At 42.8% G+C, this 10,895-nt stretch carries 11 protein-coding genes; 1 reads left to right on the top strand and 10 read right to left on the bottom strand.

Annotated features, from left to right (window positions below; translation table 11 throughout):
* Together CZ434_RS18735 and CZ434_RS18730 are read right to left on the bottom strand one after the other, a co-directional pair.
* Positions 1 to 335: ABC transporter permease (locus tag CZ434_RS18735; protein WP_143262163.1), on the bottom strand; the 335-nt coding region annotated here is incomplete at its 3' end.
* Positions 336 to 433: 98 nt separating this feature from the next.
* Positions 434 to 1,726, bottom strand: coding sequence for an ABC transporter substrate-binding protein (locus tag CZ434_RS18730; protein ID WP_077624518.1), 1,293 nt, complete (start codon positions 1,724 to 1,726; stop codon positions 434 to 436).
* A gap of 848 nt (positions 1,727 to 2,574) precedes the next feature.
* Here CZ434_RS18730 and CZ434_RS18725 point away from each other — a divergent pair.
* Entirely contained in the window at positions 2,575 to 3,564 is a 990-nt protein-coding gene (locus CZ434_RS18725) for a LacI family DNA-binding transcriptional regulator (RefSeq protein WP_077624517.1), read from the top strand.
* Positions 3,565 to 3,614: 50 nt separating this feature from the next.
* Here the strand turns inward: CZ434_RS18725 and CZ434_RS18720 are convergent, their stop codons facing one another.
* From CZ434_RS18720 to CZ434_RS18685, 8 genes are all read right to left on the bottom strand, one after another.
* A complete protein-coding gene (locus CZ434_RS18720; RefSeq protein WP_077624516.1) occupies positions 3,615 to 4,304 on the bottom strand; it encodes a YesL family protein in 690 nt (229 codons plus the stop codon).
* A 109-nt stretch (positions 4,305 to 4,413) separates the two neighbouring features.
* Entirely contained in the window at positions 4,414 to 5,382 is a 969-nt protein-coding gene (locus tag CZ434_RS18715; protein ID WP_077624515.1) for a sugar phosphate isomerase/epimerase family protein, read from the bottom strand.
* A gap of 14 nt (positions 5,383 to 5,396) precedes the next feature.
* Positions 5,397 to 6,437 carry a Gfo/Idh/MocA family protein gene (locus CZ434_RS18710; protein WP_077624514.1) on the bottom strand — a complete coding sequence of 347 codons (1,041 nt, stop codon included), beginning with the start codon at positions 6,435 to 6,437 and terminating at the stop codon, positions 5,397 to 5,399.
* Positions 6,434 to 7,480, bottom strand: a complete 1,047-nt coding sequence (locus CZ434_RS18705) for a Gfo/Idh/MocA family protein (protein ID WP_077624513.1) — start codon at positions 7,478 to 7,480, stop codon at positions 6,434 to 6,436. The genes CZ434_RS18710 and CZ434_RS18705 overlap by 4 nt, the downstream gene beginning before the upstream one ends.
* 30 nt (positions 7,481 to 7,510) lie before the next feature.
* Positions 7,511 to 8,230: a ThuA domain-containing protein gene (locus CZ434_RS18700; protein WP_077624512.1), complete on the bottom strand. Its 720-nt coding sequence runs from the start codon at positions 8,228 to 8,230 to the stop codon at positions 7,511 to 7,513.
* A gap of 82 nt (positions 8,231 to 8,312) precedes the next feature.
* On the bottom strand, positions 8,313 to 9,368 hold the full coding sequence (locus CZ434_RS18695) for a LacI family DNA-binding transcriptional regulator (RefSeq protein ID WP_077624511.1): 1,056 nt from the start codon (positions 9,366 to 9,368) through the stop codon (positions 8,313 to 8,315).
* Between the two features lie 120 nt (positions 9,369 to 9,488).
* A complete protein-coding gene (locus tag CZ434_RS18690; protein WP_425442103.1) occupies positions 9,489 to 10,307 on the bottom strand; it encodes a carbohydrate ABC transporter permease in 819 nt (272 codons plus the stop codon).
* 62 nt (positions 10,308 to 10,369) lie between these two features.
* Positions 10,370 to 10,895: carbohydrate ABC transporter permease (locus CZ434_RS18685; RefSeq protein ID WP_143262146.1), on the bottom strand; the 526-nt coding region annotated here is incomplete at its 5' end.

Raw genomic sequence — 10,895 nt, 5'->3', positions numbered from 1 at the left:
CCGCCGATCAAGTTCGGCATAAAGAAAATCGTTCTCAAGAAGTTACTGGATTTAAGCTTTCTGGTGACGAGCAGCGCAAGTCCCAAGCCCATAAAGTTGAGCAAAATCACGGCAACAACTGAAAACTGAATCGTAAACCACATCGCCGCCCGAAATTCTTCGTCCTTAAACAAATCAATGTAATTTTTGAACCCTAAAAACTCTGTAGCTGTTAATCCATTCCAGTTGGTGAACGAGTAGACGAGTCCGTACACAAACGGAATGACCACGACCAAACTAAGCCCTAAGAGTACTGGGGTTAGGAACAACCAAAACGAATAATTCCGATTTGTCATAAAGAATCCCTCCAAACTTGGATAGTCTATTACTTTTAAAAGAAGAAGCTAACAAAACTGTAAAAACGCTGTTTTGTTAGCTCTATTTAATTGAAAGATTATTTTCTTGCTTCTTCCCACTTCTCCGTTGATTTTGCTTCTACTTCCTCCCAAGTCATTTCATCACTCAAGTATTGCTGCATGTTTGCTCCAAGGATGTCTCCCCAGGCATTGCTTGGATAACCAAGGAATACCCAACCAATTGTGTTTCCTTGTGATGCGTATCTGTAAATATCCTGGGATAATGGGTCTGCTATTTTAGAAGTATCATAGCCTTCATAAGCAGGAATAAATTTAAAATCATTTAGAACTGCCTCTTTTCCAGCTTCAGAAGTATACATCCAATCAAGGAAGTCTTTCGATGCCTGGATTGTTTCTTTATCGCTATTGCTGTTTACTGCCCAGTAATTCGGAATCCCTACAGGGAGGCTGCCTTCAAATCCTTCGATCGGCATTGGCAATATGCCAATATTGTTTTCAGCAAATTCCGGGTCCATTTCATGGATCGAATTGTATACCCAGTTCCCTTGTTGAATCATCGCGACATTTTGTAAGGAGAAGTGTTCTTCCACTTGTTGAGAGTAGTCCAGGCTCAATGATGGCTGAATCGAATAATCATTCTGGAGATCAACCATTCGTTTCATTTCTTCTCCTCTTTCAAATTCAACTGTCTCAGCGTTATATGCTTCAAGTACATCATGGTTGAACTCTGGTGCTAAGTACACATTTGCTAAGTGGTTGCCCAACACCCACTTTTCACTTGCTGCAAGAGCAAATACCGCCTCAATACCTAATTCTTCCTTCTTGCTATCAAGCGTTTCAACCGCTTTCACAAAATCTTGATAAGAGTGAAGGTCGTCCGGGTTAATACCAGCTTGTTTAAAAATAGCTTTATTGTAAACAAATCCGTATCCTTCCTGGTTAAATGGAATACCATGGATTTCCTCTCCTTCAGAAACAGGATCGAGTGTACCATCCAATGCCGCCTCAGCTGCTGCCATATCTGACAAATCTGCTAAGCTGTCTTTGAATTGTTCTGCTTCAGATGGTCCTGCGATACTGAAAATTTCAGGCTCTTCACCGGTAGAGAATTGTGTTTTCAAGGAACTAATATAGTCAGTGCCCCCGCCGACACTCGTAATTTTAATATCGATATCAGGGTTTTCTTCTTCATATTTCTCTGCCAGATTTTCAAACTGTTCTTTAAACTCAACCTTGCCCTGGAAAATTTCGATAGTTGTCTTGTCGCCAGAACTTGAGCCAACTCCGTCAGAAGATCCGCATCCGGCTAATAGAATACTAGACATAAACACGGCTGTTGCCGCTTTTCCAAAGAATTGTTTATTCTTCATGAAAATTACTCCCCTTTTATGAAAATCCTTTTGTATTCGCTTTCAAATAGAGTATATAATTATGCAATTAATATGTCAAACGTTTTCATAAACAAATTTGCCACAACCCTTTCTGATTTATCGGGTCTTTTCTATTACAAACAAGGTTGTTTTTTCGTACACGACATGCCTGTTTTATGAAAACCTTATCTCATGATTTCGGCACAACACACTTGTTTTGCCGGCTCCCAATATATTGGCTACTCTCTTGCCATTTATTATTTCAAGGCTATCTGCTAAAAGAGACTGTAAAATAGATATGCTGCATAAAATCGGTCTGACTTCCTCCCATCCTTATCAGACTATGAGGTAGTCCAGTTGAGGAAGAACACTCACTTCTCGCGAGGAAGGCGGAAACTCTCCCAAAATACAAAACGATTCCCTTTTTCTATCGACGCCTTATCCGGGTCTGATGAACCGGAAACATTTGAAGTATGCAACTGGACTCTTTTCAACAACACTCTATTCCATAGATTGGCACACTCCACTCTTAGTTGAAGCAAAAGCCCCTGGACTTACATCTCCTTCCACTATTTCATTTTTTGCACACGTTTACGAAACAGAACAAGTAGTGTTAATATGTACATGTCAAACGTTTTCACAAAAATTAATTTAAATACAGAAACAATTTTTGTTTAGTTGGGAAGATGTTCATAAACAGCAGGAAGTCATGGAAAATACTCCTCTGAAAACGTTATTCACATTTTCACACTGTAGTTGGTAGAAGATAAAGAAATCGTTTACAGTAAATGTTAGAATAACCGTAAACAAGAATCCGGAGAAGATAGAGACAGCAAAGGGGAATAGCCATGGTAAGCATAAAAGATGTCGCAAAGCTTGCGGGGGTTTCGGTCACGACGGTGTCCAGAGTCATGAACAACAGAGGGTATATCGGCAATAAAACACGGCAAAAAGTGGAGCGGGCAATGAAGGAATTAGATTACCATCCTAATCAGATTGCCAGAGCGCTGCTAAGCAACCAATCTTATATTCTTGGTGTAATAGTTCCAGACTTGGGCCATCCTCTATTTTCCGAATTGATTAATTGGATCGAGCATTATGCAGGTGAAAGAAATTACAAACTGCTCGTTTGCAACTCCTTACAAGAGGCAGAAAAAGAGATAAATTATATAAGCATGCTAAGACAAAACCGGGTAGACGGCATCATCATGTGCAGCCATACATTGGAAGTGGAAGCATACAACAACACCAATATGCCGATTGTATCGTTTGATCGCATTTTGTCTTCGTCGATTCCATATGTAGCAAGTGACAATTACCGGGGCGGAGAGATTGCCACCAACCACTTAATAGCAAAAGGGTGCCAAAAAATACTCCATATCTCCGGACCTTTGAACGTGGAATTGCTCGCAAATCGAAGAAGTGACGCTTTTCAGTTGACTTGTATTAAATCAGGGGTTGATTGGAAAATTGTGGAGGGTGCCCATGTGAAAGCAACCTTCGAAGATAATTGGGCATTTATCGAAAAGGAGATTGCTCCATATTTGAATGATTACGATGGGATATTCTGCAGTAATGATATCATGGCATACACACTTTACGTATATGCCGGAGCAAAAGGATTTCAGGTACCCGACCAGTTGAAGATTGTCGGCTATGATTATCACAGTTTCACCAGAATGTTGAAAAATCCAGCTCTTACTACAGTAAAGCAGCCGCTCGACCGAATTGGAAAAGCATTGTGCGCCTCACTGATCGAACAAATTGAAAACGGTGGTTCCAACACAGCCGACCATACCGTCTACGACGTAGAACTAATTCAGGGACAAACAACCTAATGACGGAAAAAAGAACAAAGCTCTCAAACCGGTCTTTGTTCTTTTCTATGCTATTTCTGCTTGTCCGCACCCTGAGTCAGCTTTAAATATAATCGGTAAAAAGCTGAAAAGGAGATGAACGCAATCAGGGAACCTGTGAAAAATGGAATCAAAAACATTGGACCGTTGATACTTACGTATAGAATCATTCCACTACCAATGGCGATAGTTAAAAATAAAAGCGGGCTTCCAAGCGTGATCAAAAGGGAGTTTTTTAAAATCATCCGAACTTTCATGTGATAATGGGCCATGACGGAAAAAAAGTTAATCGTATAGACAAACAAAATAACTCCCATGATGAAAAATGCGAACATGAATATGATATTAACATTGCTGAGGTAATTGTAATCAACTGCCCAAACAATCCACAATACAGTTAGCAGTAATCCACCCAGCATACTGTTTTTATAGTTGTCTTTATAATATTTCCAAAAAGAACGAATCAGCGAACTTCCTTCCCTATGTAAAATCCAATCCCTGGCTGAGGAAAACATTGCTGCTGTAGAGGGAAAAAATAAAAACGGGGCAAGTACGGAAAAAACAATTAGAGCAAACACCCCACTCCCTGGTTGTTCAGCATACAATGCATTCAAACCGATCAATACAATAGGGAAATTAAAGAAGAGCCAAAGTATATTAGTTACTGCAAATCTCATAATCCATTCACTTACTGCATACAGCCCTCCCATTAGACCTCTCATAAAAATTGCCTCCTTGAAATCCTGTTGTCACAGTATATACTCGCACAAAGTCCCAAATCGGACAAGTAAGCATAAGAACCCCCTTTAAATACCAAAGGGGGTCATTATACTAGGCCCACCACATATCCGCAGGGGCTTCTTCGATGTTCACACTCTTTAAATTTTTTACAGCTTTACGGAATCCTTCCTCAATCGACATAATCGGGTCTTCATGTTCAATGCTTACTACATAATCGTAACCATAAGTCCTCAAGGCACTAATCATACGCGACCAATCCTGGAGACTGTGACCATATCCGACAGACCGAAAACTCCATGCTCTCGTCTTTACTTCGGAATAGTCTTGCATGTCTGTCAGTCCGTACATGTTGACATTGTCCTGGTCGATATAAGTGTCTTTAGCATGGAAGTGGTGAATGGCATCTTCCCTGCCAAGAATCTTGATAGCGGCAACAGGATCAATTCCCTGCCACCATAAATGACTGGGATCAAGATTTGCACCGATTGCATCGCTCGTAGCCTCTCTCAATTTAAGCATGGTGTAAGGAGTGTGTACGAGAAATCCTGCGTGCAGTTCAAGGCCAATTTTCACTCCATGCTCTTCTGCAAGCTTACCCTGTTCCTTCCAGTAAGGAATCAACTTTTGATCCCACTGCCATCTTAGTAAATCAGAATAGTCTGTCGGCCATGGGGTAACAGGCCAGTTGGGATAAGCCGCATTATCGCTGTCACCAGGAGTGCCGGAAAAGGCATTGACCACCGGCACATCCAGTAGTGACGCGAGCTTGACAGTTTTCACGAATGTTTGATGCGACTCTTCCGCAAACTGTTTGTCTGGTGAAAGCGGATTTCCGTGACAACTAAAGGCGCTGATTGCCAAACCGCGCGAATCAAATTCTTGTTTATATTGTTTCCGCTTTTCTTTACTTTCCAATAATTCTTCCAAATTACAGTGCGCATTCCCAGGATATCCGCCCGTTCCTATTTCTACAGCATCCAGACCGGATGCTTTTACGTGATCCAGCATTTCGTCCAAGGACTTCTCGGAAAATAATACCGTAAATACTCCTAGTTTCACTTGTGCTTCCTCCCCTAGTTCGGTAAAAGAGTTCTCTCCTCCGAATCGCTGCTCTTATAAATCATTTCCATAATTTTTGTTACTTTCATAGCCTCTCGAGGCTTCACCGTCAACTCCGCTTGACCCATGCAGGCATCAATAAAATTCTCCGCCTGATGCAGGCCGGGTTCGTCTCCAACAACAGGAGGGGCTTCTGTATTCATGAACAACTCCTTGCTTGTCTGGTAATGTTCAAATGGAAAAACACTTATTCCCCCATCGACACCGGAAATACTGAGGTGTTCGGAGTCTTCTTTTATATTAGCTGCCCATGAGCATTCAAATAACAGTGACACACCGTTTTTAAACGTAATATAACTTGTTACATGGTCGTCCACATCGAAAGACTCGTGATCAATCGGGCCCCATTCGTTAATCTGACCCGGTGTTTTACTCAAGCGGTTATAAGTTCTGCCAAGGACTTGGACAGGTTCTGGATCACCTAACAACCACAGAGCTAAATCGAGCAAGTGACAGCCGTAATCGATAAGGCTGCCGCCTCCCTGTAATTCTTTGTTGGTAAACACTCCCCATCCCGGTACTTTCCTTCGTCTCAATGCTTGAACCCGCACAACTAACGGATCACCCACTGCCCCGGTCAAGATTGCCTTTTTGGCAGCCTGGGCTTGTTTCATATGACGATAATGATAGGCGATGGATAACACTTTATTTGTTTTTTCCGAGGCTGCGATCATCTTCTCACACTCTTCAACTGTGATGGCCATTGGTTTTTCACATAGCACGTGGACTCCCGCTTCCAGTGCTTCCACAGTGATTTCTGCATGAAATTTGTTCGGTGTACAAATCGTCACTGCATCAACGTCTTGAAACATGTTTCGATAATCTTGATAAACCTTCGGGATACCAAACTTATCTGCTGCTTCTTGAGCACGAGTGATATTGATATCGCTGACAGCAGTTATCGCCACCCGATCCTTTAGTTCCATAAATACTGGTATATGTCTTCCTTGTGCAATTCCTCCAACACCGATAATTCCCATTCTTAAATTGCTCATGCTTCCAAGACCGCCTTTTGGACTTTTTTAATTTGTTTAGTCTCATGGGAATCCAATACAGCTAGAATGACCTCCAAAGACTTCTTGCCTTCCTCGCCATTAATCAAGGGTTCTTTATCGAGTATAATACTTTCAATAAAGTGATCGATAACAAAGGAATTCGTCTGTCCACCTTCCGCGTTTGATTGGATTTGCCCCAACTCATATTTCACGATTTCCCCGTTTGTGTACTGGACAATCAAGGCATGTTGCGGATCATCTTCCAGCCTGATTGTCGCTTTTTCACCAAACAAGATGGTGGAATTATCTTCCTGGGAATTGTACGCCCAGCTGGAGGCAAGCGTACCAATAACACCACTATTTGTCTTTAAAATACACACTGCATTATCATCTACATCGGCGTTTTCTTTGGCACTGGTTTCAATGAAACCAGCCACTTCCATAAATTCCTCCCCAAGCAGAAAACGAAGTAAATCCGCTTTGTGGACGCCAAGGTCACCCATTGCTCCAATAAAGGCTTGCTCCTTATTAAAGAACCAGCTGTCAGCCCCGTCGGCACTCCAGTCTTCCGGGCCCCCGTGTCCAAATGTAGTGCGGAAGCTGAAAATCTTTCCGATTTCACCTGCTTCGACCAAAGCTCTTGCCTTAGCATGGGAGGGAACGAAACGCTGATTGTGGGCGATCATCAGCTTCTTGTTATTTAGTCGGGCAGCTTCTATCATAGCTTCCGCCTCTTCTGCAGTGGTGGCCATTGGTTTTTCACATAATACATGACAGCCTGCATTCAATGCCGCAATACTCATAGGCGCATGAAGGTAATTAGGTGTGCAAATACTCACAGCATCTATCTTTTCCACTTCCAGCAACTGTAGATAATTTATGTAGGCAGAAGCGTTATATTTTTCCGCCGTCTTATTCGCTCTTTCTTCGACGATATCACAAACAGCTGTTATCTCTACTACCGGGTTGTTCTCGTATTCTACTAAATGTCTGTTTTTTGCAATACTCCCACAGCCGATTACTGCTACTCGTAGTTTTTTCATCTCATATTCCCCCTCTATTTATAATCTGATTTATTTTTCTCTTATTTGTTCTAGTGGCTGTGCGTTTCCATAGACCGGTACCGGGGTGTCGGATGAGTTTGCCCACTGAACAGCATTCTTGATCACACGTTGTATTTTTTCATTATGATAGGTAGCATATGTTTCGTGCCCCGGCCGGAAGTAAAATATCTTTCCTCTGCCTCTTTTGTAAGTGGAGCCGCTTCGGAATACTTCTCCGCCTTCAAACCAGCTGACAAAAAGTAATTCATCCGGTACCGGTATATCAAAATGTTCTCCATACATTTCTTCTTTTTCGAGCTCGATGAATTCTCCAATGCCATCTGTGATCGGATGTGTCGGATCTACCACCCATAACCGTTCTTTTTCATCCGCCTCCCGCCATTTCAAATCACATGTAGTCCCCATCAACTTTTTGAAGATCTTGGAGAAATGACCTGAATGCAATACAATCAGTCCCATTCCTTCCAGCACACGTTTCTGTACCTTTTCCACGATTTCATCGTCTACTTCGTCATGCGCCTGATGTCCCCACCAAATCAGTACGTCTGTTTCTTTCAAGACGTCATCAGGTAAACCATGATCCGGCTCGTCTAAAGTAGCCGTTCTCACCTCAAAATTGTCTTCTTTCAAAAAGTCCGCTATCGCTCCATGAATCCCTTTCGGATATATATCGGCAACAACCTGATTTGTCTGCTCGTGTCTATTCTCGTTCCATACAACCACCTTCATGGTCTTATCCCCCTTGTATCCTAAAGTTATTATGTATAAATGCAAACACCAGGAAACCGTTTGCATTACAATTAAAAATTTTTTACCTTATTTCAGTTAATGGTTCGATTACTTCCTTGCACGGTGCGCATGATTCTCTTATTTCTAAAACCGTCGGGATAATGACACTCTTTTTGAACATTCCCGGGTCATTGATCAGTTCGATAAGCGAGCGCGCCGACTCATGTCCCAATTGATAAGTTTGCGTATCGACTGAAGTAAGAGCTGGACTCGATAAAGTGGAAACAATGGTGTTGTTGAAACCTACCACACTAACCTCATCCGGCACCTTAATGTCCATTTCCTGCAAGACGAGTAAAACAATCATCGCATTTATGTCATCGGTTACGATCAGTCCAGTAGGAGGTTCAGGAAGTGCCATTAATTTCTCGACAACCTGTTTCCCCTTTTCCCGGTCAAAATGAAAGGACTTTAAATAGTAGTCTTCATCGGGTTTCAAATCATGTTCCTGCATTGCGGCAAGGTATCCATTTAACCGGTCCTTCGCAAACTGGAACTCTGATTCTTGACCAATATACGCAATTCGTTTGTGCCCTAAGCCTATCAAGTATTCGGTAACCTCTTGAGCAGCCTGAATGTTATCATTGTCTACCGACATTATTGTGCTGGATCCTGTCATTGGTTTACCCACAACCACAAAAGGAATGCCGTTTTCTTTTAGATATGGGACGACTTTGTCGTCTTTTTTTGAATATAGAACGATGAGCCCATCCACTCTCTTTCCCTGCACCATCTTGACCACATCTTCAAAAATAGCTTCCTCTGATTCTCCTGTTGTAAGATTGATGCTGTAATCCAATTGGCGGCAGCTACTGCTTATACCTCTGATCACCTCTGGTACAAACGGGTTATGCAAGGACTGACTTGCGGAATTTTTCATTACGATTCCTATTGTTTTCGTTGACCGCTGCACGAGTACACGCGCATTATAGTTGAGATGGTACCCCATCTCTTCCATCACTTTCCGGACTTTTCGCTTTGTCCGTTCACTTATTTTCGGACTATCTGAAATCACGCGGGAAACCGTTGATGGAGCTACATTTGCGCGCTTGGCAACGTCCTTTATTGTCACAGACACCATCTTCACCCCTTATTCAACAATTGGTGTAAACGGATTCACAACCCATTTACACCAATTCTATTACAATAATATGGAAAATTCTATAGTATGTTGGAAATATTTCGCAGGTTGGTTGGCTTACTTTACAGCCCCTTCGGAAACCCCGTCAATAATTTGCTTCTGGGCGAAGAAGTAACCGATGATGACCGGGATGATCGCAATCGTCAATCCTGCCAGCGCCAAATGCCACTGTTTGGTGTATTGACCGAAGAAATAGAACATCTTCAACGGAATCGTCGCATTCGCTTCTTCCAATACCAACGATGGAAGCAGGTAATCATTCCAGATCCAGATAACGTTCAAGATCGCCACTGTCACGGAAATGGGTTTCAATAACGGAAAAATAATGTACCAGAACGTCTGGAATTTGTTCGCTCCGTCAATGATCGCTGCTTCATCCAAACTTTTGGAGATACCGGTCATTGCCCCGTGATAAAGGAAGATCGACAAACTGCATCCGAAACCAAGATACATGAAGATCAGGCCGGCACGGTTCAGCATTTCCACCTGCCCGAACAAGGAGACCAAGGGAATCATCACCGATTGAAACGGAATCAACATCGCGGAAACGAATACAAGCAGCAGGGCACCGCTCAACTTACTCTTGTTCCTCGCCAAAGCATACCCTGCCATGGAGGAACAAAGGATGATAATAGCCACACTGGCACCTGTGACCAACAGCGAGTTGAACAGGGACGACATAAAGTTCAAATCAATGAACGCATTGACGAAGTTCTCTGACGTCAAGGCTGTCGGAAGCCCGAGTACCCCTTCAAAGATCTCGCGTTTCGTTTTGAAAGCATTGACAAGCATTAAATAAAACGGGGACAGCCACAACAAGGCGATCAACAGGCCGACGATTTCAATAATGATCAAGTTGCGTTTTGTTTTGTCCAGCTTCAAGCCTTTCGATTTGCTTTGGGCTGCAATCCGGCCGCCGCTCAGTTCGGTGCTTTTCATTACATTTCGACCTCCCGTTTTTTATTGTAATACACTTGCGTAATGGCGATTGCCGCCACAATCACGAAGAAAATGATCCCTTTCGCCTGTGCATATGCCATGTTGTTTTCGTTGAACGCCGTTTTGACGATTTCCATCGCCACCATCTGGGTCGAGTTAAACGGACCACCATTTGTCAGCGACAGGTTCTGGTCATAAATCTTAAAAGACGTAGACAACGTCAAGAACATACTGATCGTGAACGCAGGTGCGACTAGCGGGAACGTAATATGGCGCAGGCGCTGCCAGCTGTTCGCTCCATCGATTTCCGCTGCTTCAATCAGTTCTTTTGGGATGTTCTGCAAGTATGCAATGTAAATGATCATGATATAACCGGCCATTTGCCAGCATGTTAGAATCACAAGTCCCCAGAACCCAGTGTTCTTCGTGGACAACCAGCCGCTCAACGCCTCGATGCCGAGGGCTGTTCCGATGTCATCGAAAACACTGATGAAAATGAACTGCCAGATGAAACCTAATATCAAA

Origin of the sequence: Sediminibacillus massiliensis (assembly GCF_900156915.1) — a bacterium.
GTDB lineage: Bacteria > Bacillota > Bacilli > Bacillales > Amphibacillaceae > Sediminibacillus_A > Sediminibacillus_A massiliensis.
Note: the sequence above shows the minus strand (reverse complement) of the source record. Positions and strands in the feature narration are given on the sequence as shown.

What these genes read in the sequence shown, in the direction of transcription:
- CZ434_RS18730 (WP_077624518.1), bottom strand. Translation starts at nt 1,726, where the DNA reads ATGAAGAATAAACAATTCTTTGGAAAAGCGGCAACAGCCGTGTTTATG.
- CZ434_RS18710 (WP_077624514.1), bottom strand. Translation starts at nt 6,437, where the DNA reads ATGAGCAATTTAAGAATGGGAATTATCGGTGTTGGAGGAATTGCACAA.
- CZ434_RS18700 (WP_077624512.1), bottom strand. Translation starts at nt 8,230, where the DNA reads ATGAAGGTGGTTGTATGGAACGAGAATAGACACGAGCAGACAAATCAG.
- CZ434_RS18720 (WP_077624516.1), bottom strand. Translation starts at nt 4,304, where the DNA reads ATGAGAGGTCTAATGGGAGGGCTGTATGCAGTAAGTGAATGGATTATG.
- CZ434_RS18725 (WP_077624517.1), top strand. Translation starts at nt 2,575, where the DNA reads ATGGTAAGCATAAAAGATGTCGCAAAGCTTGCGGGGGTTTCGGTCACG.
- CZ434_RS18705 (WP_077624513.1), bottom strand. Translation starts at nt 7,480, where the DNA reads ATGAAAAAACTACGAGTAGCAGTAATCGGCTGTGGGAGTATTGCAAAA.